Annotated in this window: 18 protein-coding genes; 7 read left to right on the forward strand and 11 right to left on the reverse strand. The window is 63.2% G+C overall.

What is annotated here, in order from left to right:
• Positions 1-10 precede the first annotated feature (10 nt).
• Positions 11-1,705 (forward strand): bifunctional metallophosphatase/5'-nucleotidase, encoded by a 1,695-nt coding sequence (locus RhoBH5_RS21360; RefSeq protein ID WP_270008758.1) that lies wholly within the window; start codon positions 11-13, stop codon positions 1,703-1,705.
• A gap of 37 nt (positions 1,706-1,742) precedes the next feature.
• Positions 1,743-2,612 carry an MYG1 family protein gene (locus RhoBH5_RS21365; protein ID WP_047271521.1) on the forward strand — a complete coding sequence of 290 codons (870 nt, stop codon included), beginning with the start codon at positions 1,743-1,745 and terminating at the stop codon, positions 2,610-2,612.
• An 8-nt stretch (positions 2,613-2,620) separates the two neighbouring features.
• Here the strand turns inward: RhoBH5_RS21365 and RhoBH5_RS21370 are convergent, their stop codons facing one another.
• Positions 2,621-3,631: an alpha/beta hydrolase gene (locus tag RhoBH5_RS21370; RefSeq protein WP_030535774.1), complete on the reverse strand. Its 1,011-nt coding sequence runs from the start codon at positions 3,629-3,631 to the stop codon at positions 2,621-2,623.
• Between the two features lie 399 nt (positions 3,632-4,030).
• Between RhoBH5_RS21370 and RhoBH5_RS21375 the strand changes: the two genes are divergently transcribed.
• The 4 genes from RhoBH5_RS21375 (at position 4,031) to RhoBH5_RS21390 (ending at position 7,144) form a co-directional block, all read left to right on the forward strand.
• Entirely contained in the window at positions 4,031-4,651 is a 621-nt protein-coding gene (locus RhoBH5_RS21375) for a LysE family translocator (protein ID WP_007731691.1), read from the forward strand.
• Between the two features lie 25 nt (positions 4,652-4,676).
• Positions 4,677-5,081, forward strand: a complete 405-nt coding sequence (locus tag RhoBH5_RS21380) for a DUF4259 domain-containing protein (RefSeq protein WP_007731693.1) — start codon at positions 4,677-4,679, stop codon at positions 5,079-5,081.
• 160 nt (positions 5,082-5,241) lie between these two features.
• Positions 5,242-6,450, forward strand: coding sequence for an aspartate transaminase (locus tag RhoBH5_RS21385; RefSeq protein WP_007731694.1), 1,209 nt, complete (start codon positions 5,242-5,244; stop codon positions 6,448-6,450).
• 25 nt (positions 6,451-6,475) lie between these two features.
• On the forward strand, positions 6,476-7,144 hold the full coding sequence (locus RhoBH5_RS21390) for a 4-carboxy-4-hydroxy-2-oxoadipate aldolase/oxaloacetate decarboxylase (RefSeq protein ID WP_007731695.1): 669 nt from the start codon (positions 6,476-6,478) through the stop codon (positions 7,142-7,144).
• Positions 7,145-7,203: 59 nt separating this feature from the next.
• Here the strand turns inward: RhoBH5_RS21390 and RhoBH5_RS21395 are convergent, their stop codons facing one another.
• The 6 genes from RhoBH5_RS21395 to RhoBH5_RS21420 form a co-directional block, all read right to left on the reverse strand.
• Positions 7,204-8,247, reverse strand: a complete 1,044-nt coding sequence (locus RhoBH5_RS21395; RefSeq protein ID WP_030535776.1) for an L-idonate 5-dehydrogenase — start codon at positions 8,245-8,247, stop codon at positions 7,204-7,206.
• An 11-nt stretch (positions 8,248-8,258) separates the two neighbouring features.
• Entirely contained in the window at positions 8,259-9,014 is a 756-nt protein-coding gene (locus RhoBH5_RS21400; RefSeq protein WP_007731698.1) for an SDR family oxidoreductase, read from the reverse strand.
• Positions 9,015-9,109: 95 nt separating this feature from the next.
• Positions 9,110-10,444 (reverse strand): MFS transporter, encoded by a 1,335-nt coding sequence (locus RhoBH5_RS21405; RefSeq protein WP_047271513.1) that lies wholly within the window; start codon positions 10,442-10,444, stop codon positions 9,110-9,112.
• Entirely contained in the window at positions 10,441-11,514 is a 1,074-nt protein-coding gene (locus RhoBH5_RS21410; protein WP_042447693.1) for a biotin-dependent carboxyltransferase family protein, read from the reverse strand. Before RhoBH5_RS21410 ends, RhoBH5_RS21405 begins: the two co-directional genes overlap by 4 nt.
• A complete protein-coding gene (locus RhoBH5_RS21415; protein WP_230793304.1) occupies positions 11,507-12,214 on the reverse strand; it encodes a 5-oxoprolinase subunit B family protein in 708 nt (235 codons plus the stop codon). Before RhoBH5_RS21415 ends, RhoBH5_RS21410 begins: the two co-directional genes overlap by 8 nt.
• Positions 12,211-13,014: a LamB/YcsF family protein gene (locus RhoBH5_RS21420; RefSeq protein WP_030535779.1), complete on the reverse strand. Its 804-nt coding sequence runs from the start codon at positions 13,012-13,014 to the stop codon at positions 12,211-12,213. The genes RhoBH5_RS21415 and RhoBH5_RS21420 overlap by 4 nt, the downstream gene beginning before the upstream one ends.
• 191 nt (positions 13,015-13,205) lie before the next feature.
• On the opposite strand from RhoBH5_RS21420, the gene nac reads away from it, so the two are divergent.
• A complete protein-coding gene (nac, locus tag RhoBH5_RS21425) occupies positions 13,206-14,129 on the forward strand; it encodes a nitrogen assimilation transcriptional regulator NAC (RefSeq protein ID WP_030535780.1) in 924 nt (307 codons plus the stop codon).
• Here nac and RhoBH5_RS21430 read toward each other — a convergent pair.
• From RhoBH5_RS21430 to yut, 4 genes are all read right to left on the reverse strand, one after another.
• Positions 14,123-15,049: a D-isomer specific 2-hydroxyacid dehydrogenase family protein gene (locus RhoBH5_RS21430; protein WP_270008760.1), complete on the reverse strand. Its 927-nt coding sequence runs from the start codon at positions 15,047-15,049 to the stop codon at positions 14,123-14,125. The two genes, nac and RhoBH5_RS21430, sit on opposite strands and share 7 nt — an antisense overlap.
• 45 nt (positions 15,050-15,094) lie before the next feature.
• A complete protein-coding gene (locus RhoBH5_RS21435) occupies positions 15,095-15,877 on the reverse strand; it encodes an SDR family oxidoreductase (RefSeq protein WP_007731708.1) in 783 nt (260 codons plus the stop codon).
• A complete protein-coding gene (locus RhoBH5_RS21440; protein ID WP_030535782.1) occupies positions 15,874-16,395 on the reverse strand; it encodes a gluconokinase in 522 nt (173 codons plus the stop codon). The genes RhoBH5_RS21435 and RhoBH5_RS21440 overlap by 4 nt, the downstream gene beginning before the upstream one ends.
• A 104-nt stretch (positions 16,396-16,499) precedes the next feature.
• Positions 16,500-17,543 (reverse strand): urea transporter, encoded by a 1,044-nt coding sequence (yut, locus tag RhoBH5_RS21445; protein WP_270008761.1) that lies wholly within the window; start codon positions 17,541-17,543, stop codon positions 16,500-16,502.
• Position 17,544: the final 1 nt, after the last annotated feature.

Genomic DNA, 17,544 nt, shown 5'->3' on the forward strand with positions numbered 1-17,544 from the left:
AGCACGACGCATGACGCGACGCATGACACGAACGTGTGCCGTGCTCGCAACGACCCTTCTCGCCACCACCGCGACCTCCCTGAGTGGCGTCGCCAACGCAGAGTCCCAGGACACGGTGTCGGTACGTCTGTTGGCGTTCAACGATCTGCACGGCAGTCTCCGCCCGCCGGAAGGTGTTCGCAGCGAGATCAGGCAGGCCGACGGCTCGCTCACTCCCGCAGGTGGCGCGGCGTATCTCGCGGCCTACGTGACGCAACTTCGCAGCCAAGCCACCAACTCGCTGCTGTATTCGGTCGGTGACAACTGGGGATCGTCGGCGCTCGAGTCGGCGATGTTCAACGACGAACCGACGGTCGAACTCCTGAACCGGATGAAGATCGACGCTTCCGCGATCGGCAACCACGAACTGGACAAAGGGCTCGCCGAGTTCCGACGCATGCAGTCCGGCGGTTGCTCCGCCGTCGATGCGTGCACGTTCAGTCCGTCCTTCGGCGGCGCCAACTTCCCGCTGATGGCCGCGAACATGACGTACACCAACGGCACCCCGGCCACGCTGCCCTTCACCGTGAACATGGTCGACGGCATTCCGCTCGGAGTCATCGCGATATCCCCCGCCAACACGTCGCAGATCGTGACACCGGGTGGGATCGCCGATCTGCAGTTCGGCGACGAGGTCGAAGCGATCAACCGCACCGCCGACGTCCTCGACTTCTTCGGCGTCAAAGCCATCACCGTCCTCCTGCACCGTGGGGACGAACCGGCCGTCGAAGGTGGGCCCAACGACTGCAACGTCGAGTCCGGGCCGGCCCGCGACATCGCCCTTCGTGCGTCACCGAAGGTGGACGTCATCTTCACCGCCGACAGCCACCAGCAGTACAACTGCGAATTCCCTGATCCCGCAGGCAATCCCAGAGTCGTGATGCAGGGCGCTTCGCACGGCCGGATCGTGTCCGTCGCAGACGTCACCATCGATCGCAACACCCGCGAGGTCGTTCGCGATCAGACGTCCGCGTTCAATCAGATAGTGACACACGATATTTCGCCGGATCCCGATATTCAGGCGCTCGCCGACCGAGCCTGGTCGGAGGCATCGGAAAGCGCTCAGCGACCGGTGGGGACCATCACCGCCGATCTGACACGGGACCGGGTACCCAGCGGCGAATCGACACTCGGCAACCTGGTCGCCGACGCTCAACTCGCCGCCGGATCGACACGAGGCGCCCAACTAGCGTTGACGAACCCCGGCGGCATGCGCGAGGACTTGGACTTCGGCACTTCCGGCCAGGTCACCTACCGCCAGGCCTACGGTGTTCAACCCTTCGGTAACAGCCTCGAGGTGCTCTCCGTCACAGGAGCGGTGTTGAAGGACGCTCTCGAACAGCAATTCCAGATCGACCTCGACGGCACCGCTACCGAGCGCATCCTCTCCCCGTCCGCGGGCTTCACCTACGCCATGGACCGGCGAGCAGCGCCGGGCTCGCGAATCTCGGAAATGCGCTTGAACGGGCAGGACATCGCCCCCGACGGCGTCTACAGCGTCGTGGTGAACAAGTTCCTCGCCGAGGGCGGGGACGGTTTCACCGCACTGAAGAACTCCACCCAGATGACCGGCGCGGGCAACGACCTCGACGCCTTGACTGCCCTGTTCGCAGCCGGGTCACCGGTCTCGCCACCTGCCACCGACCGCATCCGCACCATCGGCTGACTAGGCATCCCCGCGCTCGATTGCCTAGTCTCGACGGGTGATCATCGCGACCCATAACGGCAAGTTCCATGCAGACGACGTCTTCGGCGTATCGCTGCTCAAGCAGCTGTACCCCGACGCCACCGTCGTTCGCAGCCGTGACGAGTCCGTCCTAGGCAGCGCGGACATCGTGCTCGACGTCGGCGGTCGCTACAACCCGGCCGAGGGGCGCTTCGACCATCACCAGCGTGATGCCGGCGAGCGCAGCAACGGCATCCTGTACTCCGCCTTCGGTCTGCTCTGGCAGGAATACGGCCTGCAGTTCTGTGAAGGCGACGCCTCCGTGTTCCGCCGTATCGACAGCCGACTGGTCGAGGGCATCGACGCCGTCGACAACGGCCAAGAGATCTACACCCTCAACGACTACGGCACCAAGCCTTTTGATCTGTCGTCCGTGCTGGACCTTTTCAATCCGATCTCGTCCACCGACGAGGAGTTCGACACCCAGTTCGAGCTGGCCGTCGTTCTCGCAACCCAGGTCTTGATTCGCCTGCGCGCCAAGTATGCCGGCGACGCGGCGGCCGAGCGCGAGTTCACCGAGACCTACGAAAAAGCAACGGATCCGCGCTTCGTCGTGCTGGAACGCTTCGTTCCCCACGGCCGCGCCGCGTCGGCCCAGCCAGAGCTGCTGTTCACCATCTTCCCGAACACCAACGGCGGCTGGTCGATTCAGACGGTCAAGCCTGCTGACTCCAAGTTCGGTTCACGAAAGCTGTTGCCGGAGCCGTGGCGCGGCCTGAACGGCTCGGATCTTGCCGCCCAGACGGGCGTCGACAGTTCGGTCTTCTGCCACAAGGCCGGGTTCATCGCGGCTGCGCAGACCCGTGACGGCGCCCTCCAATTGCTCGAACTGGCACTGGCCGAGTAGTTCTCAGCTCACATTCCCAGCGCCGTCTTCACCGTCGGCCAGGAATCGTGAAGCGCGTCTTGCCAGTACGGCCACGAATGGGTGCCGTCGTTCCGATACGCGAATACTGCGGGAATCGACAACTCGCCCAACCTCGCTTCGAACAGTTGTGTGCACGTATTAGCGAGCGCCTCGAGCGGTCCGCCTTCGATGGCGGTCTGCAGTCCACTCGGGGTGAAGACGTTGTCGTATTCTCCGGGCGCACCTGTACCGGAGGACACGTAGATCGTCTTCCCTCGCAGCGTTTCCGCGTTGGTGGACGGGTCGTGCTTTTGCCAGTCGGGGTCCGACGCCGGGCCCCACATGTTGGTGGCGTCGCCCGCCTTGCTGGCCACGGTGAGCCGCACGGAATCCTGCGAGGACGATTCGGAGTTGTCGAGACAGCCACTGTACGAGGCCAATCCGGTATAGAGCTTCGGGTGATGTGTGATGAGGTTGGCCGCGCCGAGCGCACCCATGGACACCCCGCCGACCACATTCGTCCCATTTCCGGAAAACGCAGAATCGATCAACGCCGGAAGCTCTTCAGCGAGAAACGATTCCCACTTGTTCACACCGAGGTTCGGATCGTCGTTCTTCCAGTTGGTGTAGAAACTGCCGGTACCGCCAACAGGGAGAACGACGTTGACGTTCTTGTCGGCGAAAAACGCTTCGATGTCGGTCTTTTGAGTCCAGGTGCTTTCGGAGTATCCGGATTCCGAACCGGCACTGACGCCGTCGAGTAGGTAGAAGGACGGACGTGAACCGGCGCTCGACGCTGGATGCAGAACCTGCACTTGTACCTCGCGTCGCATGGCCGGCGACTCGACGAACACGGCACTGCGTGTGGGCGACAACTGCTCTATGCGATTGATGTGAGCCCCGGCCTGACCGGCCGAATCTCCTGGTGGGTTTTCAGGTGCCGGTTCGGCATACGCCACTCCGCCCACGACAAGCGCGAGCACGACCAACACAATCCCGACAAACCCAAATCTCCGCATCCGTCAAGCGCCCCCTGAGCATCGCACGACTACCGCTGACCCTCGATTGGACAGGACGAACGTCCCGGGGTCAACCCACTGGTTGGGATTTATTACTCGCGGGTATCCAATGGAGTTGGACAGTTCTCCACCGATGCACACACAGGTGTGGATAACTTCATTCACATCCACTTCCCAGTTGTGCATAACCTGTGGACAAAAGGATGAATTACAACAGAGTTATTCCTCCTACCTGCAACGATTCGTTTCCCCACAGTGTGCATAACTTTGTCGAACAGGGCTCGCGAGACGCCGGTTTCCGGGCGTGTCCATGCAGTTCACACCGCCGCGCCACTCTTTGTTCACAGGCCCGACACCACCGGCCGACAATGCTCCCCACCCCGACTTCATACTTGTTGCATGCTGACCGCTCTGCTCGCCGCCACAGCTGTGCTCGCCCTACTGACTCTGGTCCCCGGGCCCGACATGGCCGTCGTGACGCAGGCTGCTCTCGGCGCGGGCAGATCCGCCGGTTTCCGGGTAGCGGCCGGCATCGTCTCGGGCCTTCTGGTGTGGGGTCTGTTGACCGTCCTCGGGCTTTCGGCGATCCTCGCCGCGTCGGCCGAGGCGTACACGGTGGTCAAGCTCGCCGGCGCGGCTTACCTGATCTATCTCGGTGTGCGAGCACTGTGGGAGAGCCGGACGTCGCGGATGCAACACAATGCCGACGCTCCACGATCGCAGAAGGCCGGGACATGGAAGACGGGCTTCACCACCAACCTGCTCAACCCCAAGATCGCCGTCTTCTACACCGGACTGTTGCCGCAGTTGGTTCCGGCCGGGTGGCCGACGGGACCGTCGCTTGCATTGCTGGTGCTCATCCACGCAGCCATCACCATCGTGTGGCTCAGTGGCTACGTGGTCCTTCTCTCGCGAGCGCGTAGCACCTTCGAGAAGCCCCGAGTGCGACAGGCACTCGAGCGCATAACCGGAACAGTTCTTCTAGGATTCGGAGCGAAGATCGCGCTCGAAGCGCGCTGAGACGGCAATCGGAAAAGAGTAGACAGTGGGCGCGTGGGGATCGGGACCGTTCGAGAACGACGGTGCAGGGGATTTGATCGCGTCCATCGGGCACGGTGACTTCACCTTCGAATCGGTGGAGTGGGCATTCGAGGACGACTACCTCGAGGTGGACGGCGGCCAAATCGCCATCGCCTTGCTCGAATTGGTGCTGATCGTGCGCGCCGATCACAAGCGCGACCCCGCCACCGAAGACCTCGATCTCGATTCCTTCACCGCGGCCCTGACCAGCGAACGGCTCACCTGGTTGATCGAAATGGTGGAGCGCACCATCGCATCGACCGATTCGGAACTGTTCGAATTGTGGGACGAGCAGGGACCGGAAGAGCTTGCGTCGTGGCGAGTTCCCGTCGTGGACGGTCTCGAGGATCTGCGCGTTCTGTCGGTCTGATTCCGTCGCCGCTCCATCACGTTTGCTTATCGGGCCACAACGGTTCGGTCTTGGTCAGATGCCCTGGTAGGACCCTATGGTCGAACGGATCACCGAGTGAGAACTGTGGCTCGTCGACGACGGGAATCCACGCTCACCCCGGACCCAGGAGCAGACCATCATGGCGACTTTCGTTCCGGCTGCGCGCGTCGACAGAATCAGGGAGTCGCCGAGTGTGGCTGCCGCACAACGAGTGCGCGAGCTGAAGGCCCAGGGCCGTGAAATACTCGACCTGACCGTCGGGGAGCCCGATTTCGACACACCCGACAACATCAAGTCTGCGGCGATCACTGCGATCAACACGGGTCAGACCAAGTACACCGCAGTCAACGGCATCCCGGCTCTACGCGAGGCAATCGCAGCACGCGCGGCTTCGCGAACCGGAATCCAGTACGCGGACAACCAGATCACCGTCGGCGGCGGCGCGAAACAGGTCATCTTCCTCGCTCTCATGGCGACGGTCGAAGCCGGCGTCGAGGTTATCGTTCCCGCCCCTTACTGGGTTTCGTACCCGGATATGGTCCTCGCTCACGACGGAACTCCGGTGATCGTTCAGTGCGAGGAGTCCGACAACTTTCTTCTCACAGCCGAAGCACTATCCGCTGCAATCACTTCGAACACCAAGTGGGTCATCCTCAATGCCCCGGGCAACCCCACCGGATCTGTGTACACCCGCGAGCAGCTGCAGGCCCTCGCCGAAGTGATCGAGGCCAATCCCCATGTCAGTGTGTTGGTCGACGAGATCTACGACGAGATCAACTTCGGCGACGCTCCGATCCCGAGTCTGCTGCAGGTCGCTCCGCACCTCCGTGATCAGGTACTGGTCACCAACGGAGTCTCCAAGTCTCATGCCATGACCGGGTGGCGACTCGGATACGGACTCGGAAATTCCGGATTGATCGGCGCCGTCAACAAACTGCAGGGTCAGAGTTCTTCCTGCCCGTCCTCGATCAGCCAGGCCGCAGCCGTGGAAGCCCTCACCGGCGACCAGAGTTTCCTCACCGAATCCGTACGAAGTTACCGACGACGACGCGACCTCTCGGCTCACCTCCTCAGTGTTGTCCCCGGGCTCGAGCCCGTCGTGCCGCAGGGTGCGTTCTACCTGTTCGTCAACTGTGCCGGCTTGATCGGCAAGCAGACCCCGGATGGCACCGTGATCGAGTCCGACCAGGATCTCGTCCTCTATCTCCTCGACGAGGCGTCGGTTGCCACCATTCAGGGTTCGGCTTACGGCGCATCGCCGTACTTCCGCATCTCCTTCGCCACATCCGAGGCTGTCCTCGAAAAGGCCGCGGCACAGATCGCCGCGGCAGTCGAACGCCTTTCCTGATCTTTCATACTTTCTGGAGTACAAGATGATTCACGTCAAGACGAAAATTGATCGCGCGGACAAGGACCTGATTGCCGAACTGGGGACGTTCTCCGCGGCCACGATTCACGAGGCACAGGGACGTAAGGGGTCGCTGCATCCGGCGATCAAACCGATCGACCGCGACATGAAGTTCTGCGGCTCCGCCTTCACAGTCAAGTGCCATCCCCGTGACAACCTCATGCTGCAGGTTGCGATCAGCTACGCACAGCCGGGTGACGTCCTGATCGTCTCTTCAGGTGATCAAGCCGCCGGCCAGTTCGGCGATGTCCTCGCCAATGCCTGTGTTGCGCGCGGCATTACCGCACTGGTCACCGACGGCGGAGTGCGCGATACCCGGGAGATCCGCGAACTCGGATTCCCCGTCTTCTCCAAGCACGTGTACATCGAGGGAACCGTCAAGGAATCTCTCGGCCCGATCAACCATCCCCTGGTCTTCGGAGAACAGGTCATTTATCCCGGTGACGTCGTCAAGGGTGACTGCGACGGCGTTGTCGTGGTCCGCCGCGAGGAGGTTGCCGAGGCAATCGAACTCTCGCGTGCCCGTGACGAAGCCGAAGCCGGGTACATCGAGCGTTACAAGCGGGGCGAGACCCCACTCGAGGTGAGCAATCTGACTGCCCTGCTGGAAGCCAAGGGCCTGGTGGTCGAATAACCTGCTGTGCGCCTTTATTAACCGCCCGCGGTTAATAAAGGCGCACAGGGTCGAAGGACTCAGAACCGCAACAGCACCTTCCCCGACACCGAAGCATCCTTGGCGACTGCGAAAGCTTCCAGAGCTTCCTCGACCGGATATTCGTGTGTGAGAACAGCATCGACAGCAAGCGAACCGTCGGCGAGGGCGAGCAGCACCTCGTCGATTTCGTCGTTGAAGCGGAATGAGCCCACCAACTCCAACTCTCGCGTGATCGCCAGCGAAATGTGTACCGGTTGAGGTCCGGACGGAAGAAGCCCGAGCATGACCACCCGTCCACCGCGCGTCGCCCCGCGAATAGCGGATTCGAGCCCGCGATGATTGCCGGTGCACTCGACGACCACGTCGGCATCGGATGCGGCGACTGCCTCGGCGTCGGTGGCCTCGAGAACCCGATCCGCACCGAGCGTCGACGCGATCTGCAGCGGAACGTCGTGCACGTCGACCGCGGTGATCGACTGCGCGCCTGCTCGTCTGAGCACAGCCACGACCAGTGCGCCGATGGGTCCGCAGCCGACGACCAGCGCCTTCTTCCCGCGTACGTCTCCCGCTCGCGAAACAGCGTGCCAGGCAACGCTTGCCGGTTCGGCTACCGACGCAGTCCGCAGGTCCAACCCCTCGGGCAGTTCCCGGAGCATGCGTGTCGGGAGCACTGCGTATTTCACGAAGGCGCCCTCGGTGTGTGGGTACTGCGCTGCACTTCCCAGGTATGTGCAGCAGGGCGAGAGGTTGGGCCGATCGCTCGGGAACCGAGGCGCGGTCCCACCGGGCGTTGCGGGGTGTACGGCCACGGAAGTTCCAACTGCCGGCCCCGTTCCGTCCGCCGCGGCCGTCACGACCGTGCCGACCACCTCGTGACCGAGCAGCATCGGTGCCTTCAGAATCGACTCCCCCGCCGCGCCGTGCGTCCAGTAGTGCAGATCTGATCCACACACACCGCCGTAAGCGATCTCGATCACTGCCTGCTCGGCGGTCGGCGCAGTCAACGCAACATGCTCGACCCGCAGGTCACCTGCCGCATGGGCCACCACTCCGAGCGTCGTTTCCGGTAGTACAAAACTCATGATGCGCTCTCTCAGTCGTTGCGACGGATGAAGTCGAGGCCACCGGGCACCTGGAAGGTGGGGAGCACCTCGATGAGACCAAGATTGACGTGACCAGGAGCGTCGATCGCGAACTCGATGGTATCCGCGATGTCCTTGGTAGTGATGGATTCGTAGCCTTCGTAGAAGGTCTCCCACGCTTCCTTCATGGCTTCGGGCGTGCCGCCGAGGTTGCGACCGAAGATCTCGGTCTCGACCCGGCCGGGGCAGATCTCGGTCACTCGAATCCGCTTGCCGATGCAGTCGTTTCGCAGCTGGCGCGAAATCTGGTGCACCGCAGCCTTGGTCGCGTGGTAGGCAGTGTGGCCGTAGAAGTTGTACAGGCCGGCGATGGAGCTGATGTTGACGACATGACCTAGATCGCGCTCCACCATTCCCGGCAGCAGAATGCGGCACAGGTGCAGCACTGCACGAAGATTCACGTCCACCATCGCGTCGACCGATGCTTCTTCGGCGTCGAGAATGTTTCCGGTTGCGGACACCCCCGCGTTGTTGACGAGGATGTCGATCTCCAGTCCGCCGACAGCTTCGGCGAGCGCGGCGGTGTCGGTGATGTCCACGGGCAGAGGGATCATTCCGGTGCGATCGGCAACCTCACCGAGCTTGTCGGCATTGCGGGCGACGCCGTAGACCGTCAGTCCGCGCTTGGTGAACATCTCGGTGACGGCGGCACCCATTCCGGTGTTGGCGCCGGTGACGAGAGCTGTGCGGTAATCGGAGAAAGGCATTGTGTGCTCCTACAGGAAGAAATTGGTATGACCCGGCGGCCGCCGCGGACTGCAGGCGGCCACCGGGCCGGATCAGGAGTGACTCACGCGAGAAGTCACAGAGTGTCGCGTAGCGGAACGTGGGCGCGATCGGTGATGGTGCTGACCGCGATCAGCGTGCCGATTGCAGTGATGACCGCGTAGAAGGCGGGAACGTAGATACCGAATTCGGGGATCAACCAGGTCATCAACAACGGTGCGGTACCACCGAAGAGTGCGGACGAGATGTTGTAACCCAAACCGTAGGCGGAGTAGCGAACCCGCGTGGGGAACAGTTCGACGATCAGGATGTGGATGACGGCTGTGTGCCCGGCGAAGATCACTGCCATGAGGCAGGCACCGAGAACGGCGAGGCCGACGTTGCCGGTCACGATCATGGCATAGCAGGGGATCGCTCCGATCGCCATTGCCGCAGCTGCACCGGCGATGACCTTCTTGCGACCGATCCGGTCGGAGAGAGCACCCATGAACGGAATCGCGAAGCAGATCGCGACCAGGCTGGATGCGGTGACGAGAAGCGCTGTCCCGGTCGAGAATCCGATCTGATCGCCTTTGAGGAACGTGGGCATGTACGAGAACAGAACGTAGTAGCCGGAACCATTCATCAAGGGGATGAACAGGGCGAGGATCATGGCGCGACGGTGTTCGGGAGTGGAGAATGCTTCCTTGAGCGGATTGCGCGACAAACCGCCGGATTCCTTGAGCCGCTCGAAGTTCGGGGTATCGGAGATCGCGCGGCGGATGTACCAGCCGATGATTCCCATCGGAATGGCCATGAGGAACGGGATGCGCCACGCCCACGATGCGAGTCCGCCGCCGTTGATCGCGTCGGCGTTGAGCCACGGCGACATGGCAAACGCGATCATCGTTCCGGTCAGCAGTGCGAGGAACGACGCGATCTGCGCGTAGCTCGTGATCAAGCCGCGCTTGCCTTCCGGGGCGTGTTCGGCGAGGAACGTCATGGCGCCGGCAGCTTCACCACCGACGGAGAATCCCTGCACGATCCGCAGAAAGATCAGCAGTGCCGGTGCCGCGATACCGATGGCCGCGTAGGTGGGCAGCAAGCCGATACCGGCGGTCGCCACGCTGATCAGCATGATGACGAACACCAACATCTTCTGTCGACCGATCCGGTCGCCGAGGATGCCGCAGACCACCGCGCCGAGGGGCCGAACGAAGAACGAGACCGCGTAGCCGGCGAACACCAGCATCAGCGCGTCGCTCGACTTCGATACGTCGAAGAACACGATGGCCAGTGCCGTCGCCATGAACGCGAAGACACCGTTGTCGTAGAGCTCGACGAAGATGCCGACGCAGCCCGCTGCGACGACTTTCCGGACCTTGCGCGGGTCGGCTACCTGGCCGTCTACCGCTTCGATGGTGTTGGTCATGCTGTCTCCAAAATAGACGCGCGGCGCGGAGCGCTCGCGGGGCGTGTGGTGCCGACGTGGCTCGGTACTCGGGCTTCCGAGGTGTGAAGAGGTATCCGGAGGGTGGTGAATACGTTCTCCACACGCCGCCTCAGCAAGGCGATGCGGTGCTGCTGTTCGCGGTGCTCTGCAACCGCCGTTGCGACGCTGCAGTTCCGGAATCGGACGCGGTGCCCGGGTCGGGCCTGTCCCAGCTGTGAGAGTGAAACGGTGGTGACGACTGCCAGCACCGGATAACCGGCGGTGACGCCTCTACCTCGATGCAGGACCAGAAGTTCGTTGCCAGCGGGTACTTCGACGGCACCGATGGGGACGCCGCGCGAGAGGACCTCGCCGGTGCCGGTGCGCTGTGGGAGCGGCTGCTCATCGGTAGATGCCAGCCGAAGCCCGATGTGATTGCTCTGATCGCCCACCACGAATTCGGTGCCGAACAGCGCGGCTGCACTCTCCCCGAAGTCGTCGATGTCGGGGCCGTCGGTCACCTCGAGCGTCCACACGTTGCCGAAGGACGGTCGGTCGGGCAACAACCGGAACAGCGGTAGCCGGAAGACCGGGTGGTCGATCGGCGGGCAGTCGGTGTCGACGACCAGCGTCTCCCCCGCGGTCAAGTGACGGCCGAATCCGAGGACCTGGTCGGGAGCGCAGCTGCCCAGGAGGTAGTCGGCCGTCAGCTCTCCGTGGACGGCGACGTAGACGCGCAATCCGTCGTGGATTCCGGTGACGGCAAGCCGCTGACCGGCTCGCCAGACGATCGGTTCCCACTGCGGTTGCCGATGTCCGTCCACCGTCACCGTTGCGGGTGCACCCGTGACGGCGATCAGCAGATCCGTGGACGCCGACGCTGAAAAGTCGAGGGCCGTCAACTCCAGTAGCGGGGCCTCGCGCCTACTACCCACCAACGCGTTGGCGATCTCCGCGCTGATCTGGTCGGCTGCGCCGCCCGTCGCCTGACCGAACTGTGACGCCGATCCACGCCCCAAATCCTGGACGGAGCTGATTCCGGGAGTCAGGACGGTGACGGTCTCAGCCATGAGGATCACCCCCTACGGGCAGGAGCGAGCGTCCGTCGAAGTCGTCCCAGCGATCGGCGTCGATCGCACGGAAGACGAACAGATCGCCCGGGCGGTAGGCAGAAATCTGCTCCGACGCCGGATCGACCAAGATGAGCGGGGTCCGGCCGATCACTGCCCAACCGCCGGGCGCAGGCCTGGCCGAAACGACTGCCTGACGTCCGGCCACCGCAACGGAACCGGCCGCGACGTGCGGTCGCGGGCTCGATCGGCGCGGGATGGGAAGGCCGAACGCCGGGCCGTCGAGCATCGGGGCGCCGCCGGGTGAGCCGTAGCAACGCATGACCAACGGGGCTGCGGAGTGAAGGCGCACCACTTCGGCTTCGGTGACGCCGAGAAACCGCGCTGTATCACCCAGGTCCGGGCCGTGTTCGCCCCCGTAGACGACGGGGATCTCGAACGTCCTAGGTTCACCTTCCAGTGGTCGGGGGATAGTCGTTGCTTCGCGAACCAGGCCGCGGACGGCGTCGTGGTCGGTGAGGAGGTTGTCGAACTCGACCAGCAGGGCGTCGTATGTCGGGATGACGCTGACGATGCCGTCGGCACCGCGATCGAAACGTGCAGCGATCGATCGAACGGTGTTCCAGTTCTGCTCGGCGGTCCCGCCGCTGACACTGACGCGAACGGCGGCGTCACCGCAGTCGGCGACGTAGGTCTTCACGCGGAACACCCGACATCACGGGCCCGCCGTGACGCCACGACCCGGGTCAGCGGCGCAATGGTGACACCGGCGGCCTCGAGCGCGGCGCGAATCGCCTTCGCGTTCGCGACGGCACCGGGGTTGTCACCGTGCACGAGGACCGTATCGGCGACAACCGGGATCAACGTGCCGTCCACAGCTTCGACGACTTCCTCGACCACCATCCGAACGGTCCGCTCGACCAGAACGTCGACGTCGTGAATCACCGCTCCCGGCTCGCTGCGGGGCACGAGAGTTCCGTCGGAGTTGTATGCGCGATCCGCGATTCCGACGATGCCGACGCTCAATCCGCGGGCAGTCGCCTCGTCGGCCAACGCCCCGTCCTGGGCGAGCACGATCAACGACGGATCGAAGGCCGCGACCGCATCGACGACGGCGCGCGCGTAATCCTGGCGTACAGCAACAAGATTCCCGAGTTTGCCGTGGGGAGCGATGTGCGACAACGACGTTCCGTTCGCGACCGCAAAGGCGTGAAGGGCGCCGAGTTGGAACAGCACGTCGGTTCGGACCTCGTTCTCACTGAGATCCATCGCGCGACGTCCGAATCCGGCGAGGTCCGGAAAACTCGGATGCGCGCCGATGCCGATACCGCGCGATACGCACCCCCGCACGGTCGCATCCATGGTTCGTGGATCGCCTGCATGGAATCCGCAAGCGATGTTGGCCGAAGTCAGCGTGTCGAGCAGAGCATCGTCGGCGCCCATGGTCCACGTGCCGAAACCTTCGCCGAGATCGGCGACAAGATCGATGCTGGTTGCCATTTCGGTCCTTCCGGTTCGTTTACTTGTTCGTACGGGCGCCGTTGCCCGTGGTTGGTCCGACTGTCGAAGTTCTGTGTGTCGACTTCGGTGTTTCTGGGACGCTACTCAGGAACGCCAAAGGGTTGTTAATACCGTTTCGCGTTGGGGTGATCGGAATTCGATATGTCCGTTGAGCTGGTAGTTTGCACAGCATGGACACGAGAAGGCTCTACTCGTTCGTACGAATTGTCGATGCCGGCAGCATCACCCGAGCCGCCGACATCCTGCACATCGCACAACCCGCCCTGAGCCAACAGATGACGTCGCTGGAAACGCAGTTCGGTCAGCAACTTCTGATCCGCAGCAAACAGGGTGTCGAGCCGACCGATGCGGGGCACGCACTCTATCGGCATGCTCAGGTGATTCTGCGTCAGGTGGAGAGTGCTCAGGCCGAGGTGTCCGTGGTCGGACGGGCGCTGGCGGGTGGCGTCTCGGTCGGCCTCGCCCCATACAGCACCGCGACGGCAATCGCCTTGCCGCTCTTGGCCCGTGTGCGCGAGCAGCACCCGAATATCTTGTTGCACATCAACGAGAACTTCGGTGGCGTGCTCAGCGAAGCGATGATGACCGGTCGCATGGATCTGGCGTTGTTGTACGACGCCGGCCCGATCAAGGGTGTGACGTTCGAACGCTTGCTCACCGAGGAGCTGGTGGTGGTTGCGCCGTTCGGTACCGGACTGGCAGGCGAATCGGGATCCGACATCTCCCTGCCCGAGATCGCCGAACTACCACTATTGCTTCCGGGTCGGATGCACACCATCCGCAAGGTGGTGGAGCAGGCTTTCGACCGTGCAGAGCAGCAACCGAACGTCGTGGCCGAAGTGGAATCGGTGATGACGCTGTCCGAAGCCGTACGCACCGGATTGGGCGCGACGGTTCTGCCGTGGTCGGTGGCCCGCAGGGTCATGGACGTCGAAGCGCTCGAGCTACGACGCATCGAGCCGGGCATCGAAGTGCATGTCTCCCTTGGCACCCCGGCCAATCAGCCCCTCTCCAAACCGGCCGAGGCGGTGCGCGATGTTCTGCGCACCGTCGTTGCCGATTACGTGAAGGGAACCAACGCGAGCGGTCAGTAGCCCGCCGACGGATCGATCACGGCGGCGAGGTCCTCACCTGCGGCGAATCGGGCGACGTTGGCTGCAACGTGATCTGCCAGGACGCGGGTGAGCGTCGTAGCCGGGTTGGCGACGTGTGGAGTGATGATCGCGTTGGGCAGCTTCCACAACCGATGCCCGTCCGGCAACGGCTCGGGATCGGTGACGTCCAGTGCCGCCCCGCCGATCGAACCGGCTTCCAGTGCGTCGACCAATGCGTCCGTGTCGACGAGGGTGCCACGCGCGATGTTCACGATCCAGCTCGACTCCGACATCTGGTTCAGTTCGGCCTTGCCGACCAGATGCCGCGTCGCGGATGTCGACGGTGCTGCGATCACGAAGTGATCTGCCTTGGACCAGATTTCGCCGGTGCGGTCGGCCGAGAGCGTTTCGGAAGCACCCTCGACAGGGGTCCCGGAGCGGGTGATCGCGATGACCTTGACTTTGGACGCGGCGAGGTACGGGATCAACGCACGGCCGATTCCGCCGCAACCGATGATCGCCACTGTCGAGCCCTGCAAAGTGCCCACCCGCGGGTCGAACTCTTCCTTGCGCCACGACTGCGCCGCCAATTGTTCGGGGAGAGAACGAACTCCGGCGAGGAGAAGCATCATCGTATGTTCGGCAACATTGCCCGCGTACGCTCCGGCAGCAGACGTCCAGACCCGCTTGTCGTCGATCACCTTGGCGTCGAACCAGGGCTCGATGCCGGCGAACGGCAACTGCACCCAGCGAACCGAATCGGGTAGCGACGACGGGAACGTCTCCGGCCCGTGTACCCACACGACGCCCTCGGCGTCTGCCAGTGGAACGAGAACTCCACCGGCTCGGCGTATTCCGTCGGCGACGTGAGGATCCTCGACGGGACCGAGGTGGATGCGAGGGGCGCTGGCGTCTGTCATGTGGGTGCTTTCTGTTCGAGTAGCGGACGATCTAACAGCGGACAATCAGACGACGGCCGTCATTCCGCCGTCGACGTAGAGGATCTGACCGTTGACGAAATCCGAAGCCGGGGAGGCCAAGAACAGTAGCGACCCGATCAGCTCCTCCGTACGGCCCCAACGTCCGGCGGGTGTCCGCTTGGCGAGCCACGCGGTGAACTCCGGATCGTTGACCAGCGCAGAGGTCAGTTCGGTGTCGAAGTATCCCGGTGCGATCGCGTTGATCTGCAAACCGAAGGGTGCCCAGTCGGCGCACATCCCGCGGGTGAGCATCTTGAGCCCGCCCTTGCTGGCTGCGTACGGTGCGATTCCCGCTCGGCCGAGTTCGCTCTGCACCGAGCAGATGTTGACGATCTTCCCGTGTCCGCGCTCGACCATGCCGCGGGCGAATTCACGTCCGACGTAGAACGCACTGGTCAGGTTGGTGTCCATGACACGCCGGAAGTCGTCGTCGCCGAACTCGAGAAGCGGGGCGCGGTGCTGCACGCCGGTGTTGTTGACAACGATCTCGACCGGGCCGACCTCCGCCTCGATGCGTGTCGCCGCATCCCGGACGGCGGCCGAATCGGTGACGTCGAACGCGTATGCGTGCACCGTTGCGCCGGTCGCGTCGGCGATGCGTCGACGCTCGGCTTCGAGCACGTCGGAATTTCGGCTGTTGAGCACCACCACCGCACCCGCCTCGGCGAGACCAGTCGCGAGGGCCGAGCCGATGCCTCGGCTCGAACCCGTCACCAGCGCGACCTTCCCGGAAATGTCGAACGGGCCGGGGCTTGCGGTGCTACTCACGCTGTGACGCTCCTCTGAGATGTATGGATGTAGTCGACTGCCTCGCCCACCAGTGTGCTCGGTTCGGAGACGACATTCAGCGTGATGCCGCGCTCGTCGTCTGTAAGCGGTTCGAGAGCCTCGAACTGGGAGATGAGCAGACTCTCCGGCATGAAGTGCCCGGCGCGGAAACGCATACGTGCGGAGATAGTCTCGAAATCACCGGCCAGGTGGACGAACTGCACGTCGAGACCGTCCGGGCGCAACCGGCCCCGATAGTCCTTTCGCAGAGCCGAACAGGCAACGACGCCTGTTCGTCCCGCATCGGCACGCTCGGAAAGCCAGGCCGCGATCGCGTCGAGCCACGGCACACGGTCTTCGTCGGTCAACGGTGTCCCCGAACGCATTTTGGCGACATTGGACTCGGGGTGCAGATCGTCACCGTCGACGAAGTCTGCCCCGAGAGACGTGGCGAGACCCACTGCCACGGTGCTTTTTCCAGCACCGGCCACACCCATCACAACTACCTGCACGGTCATGCTTCGACCATGCCCGACTACCGAAGGCCAGACAATACTCGAGTGATACCGGTTCGCGAGGGTGCCATAGCGGAACGATCTAGGAACTTCTGCCCGTTCGAGCCCTATCCGTTCGCCTTTGCGATCGAATCCTTGCCCTCGGCCGCTCCACCCTCGATGGTGTCGTGCTGGATGGGAACGAACTTCTTCTTCGGCAGCAGGAACAGCCACGTCGCGAAGACGAACGGGCCCGTTCCGGCCGGCAGGCTGATCGGAGCAAAGGCAGACACCAGCGTGCCGTGGATGACAACAGTCACCAGTACTCCGAAGACGGTGTAGACGAACACACGCCACGACGGGTTGTAGAACACCGATCCGAGAGCAATTGCCGTCAGCACCGAACTGAGCCCGTAGAGACCATTGCCGATGTCGACGGTGTTTGCGCCCAGCGCCAGTACCGAACCCATCGCTATCGCGGAACCGATGAGCGCGAACAACGCCGCCCAACGCGACGCGACCAGCAGCGCGATCACGAAGATAATGCCGGTGACGGTGTTGTTGATCAGAAAGATCTGGGAGACGTTGCGGAACAGCGTGTCCCACAGGAAGCTGAAAGTGACGTCGGCATGAACTGACGCGTCCCCGATGTGCTGGGGAAACTGGCCCGCGCTGAGGTCTGACGTTTCGATCCGCAGGAACTGGAACGCCGCAAGAAGGAAGAACCAGTTGACGAAGTTGAACGGAAAGGTCAGCGCCGGTACGCCCCACGTCTTGAAGACATTGGCAACGGCCAGGAACGCGATCGTCGACGCGGCAGCTCCCACCACGAGGTAGATCCACAGCATCACGCCCCCGGCAAGGAACGTCGGAAAGGCAACTCCCACAAGAATTCCGTTGTATCCGTACAGGCCGATACGCATCGAATCGTCGTCGGAGTGCAGCATCATGCCGGTGACGGTGGATACCACCAGACCCACCTCGGCACCAATTGCGACGGTGATCGTGTCCGCGGCTATCGCTCCCCAGAAGATACCGACCAGAAACAGCAGGCCCGTCAGCGCATTGCCCTGGAACATCACCTGCCCGGACCCTTTGAGATTGGTGTCGATGAATCTGAGCACGACGTTCTTGTCCGCGACGTCGTCCCAGGGTTTGGTGATGGTGGTCATC

Origin of the sequence: Rhodococcus sp. BH5, assembly GCF_027583855.1 — a bacterium.
Lineage (GTDB): Bacteria > Actinomycetota > Actinomycetes > Mycobacteriales > Mycobacteriaceae > Rhodococcus_F > Rhodococcus_F qingshengii.

Coding starts and splice junctions, on each gene's coding strand:
- RhoBH5_RS21360 (WP_270008758.1), top strand. CDS start 11: ATGACGCGACGCATGACACGAACGTGTGCCGTGCTCGCAACGACCCTT.
- RhoBH5_RS21370 (WP_030535774.1), bottom strand. CDS start 3,631: ATGCGGAGATTTGGGTTTGTCGGGATTGTGTTGGTCGTGCTCGCGCTT.
- RhoBH5_RS21375 (WP_007731691.1), top strand. CDS start 4,031: ATGCTGACCGCTCTGCTCGCCGCCACAGCTGTGCTCGCCCTACTGACT.
- RhoBH5_RS21385 (WP_007731694.1), top strand. CDS start 5,242: ATGGCGACTTTCGTTCCGGCTGCGCGCGTCGACAGAATCAGGGAGTCG.
- RhoBH5_RS21390 (WP_007731695.1), top strand. CDS start 6,476: ATGATTCACGTCAAGACGAAAATTGATCGCGCGGACAAGGACCTGATT.
- RhoBH5_RS21395 (WP_030535776.1), bottom strand. CDS start 8,247: ATGAGTTTTGTACTACCGGAAACGACGCTCGGAGTGGTGGCCCATGCG.
- RhoBH5_RS21400 (WP_007731698.1), bottom strand. CDS start 9,014: ATGCCTTTCTCCGATTACCGCACAGCTCTCGTCACCGGCGCCAACACC.
- RhoBH5_RS21405 (WP_047271513.1), bottom strand. CDS start 10,444: ATGACCAACACCATCGAAGCGGTAGACGGCCAGGTAGCCGACCCGCGC.
- RhoBH5_RS21410 (WP_042447693.1), bottom strand. CDS start 11,514: ATGGCTGAGACCGTCACCGTCCTGACTCCCGGAATCAGCTCCGTCCAG.
- RhoBH5_RS21420 (WP_030535779.1), bottom strand. CDS start 13,014: ATGGCAACCAGCATCGATCTTGTCGCCGATCTCGGCGAAGGTTTCGGC.
- nac (WP_030535780.1), top strand. CDS start 13,206: ATGGACACGAGAAGGCTCTACTCGTTCGTACGAATTGTCGATGCCGGC.
- RhoBH5_RS21430 (WP_270008760.1), bottom strand. CDS start 15,049: ATGACAGACGCCAGCGCCCCTCGCATCCACCTCGGTCCCGTCGAGGAT.
- RhoBH5_RS21440 (WP_030535782.1), bottom strand. CDS start 16,395: ATGACCGTGCAGGTAGTTGTGATGGGTGTGGCCGGTGCTGGAAAAAGC.
- yut (WP_270008761.1), bottom strand. CDS start 17,543: ATGACCACCATCACCAAACCCTGGGACGACGTCGCGGACAAGAACGTC.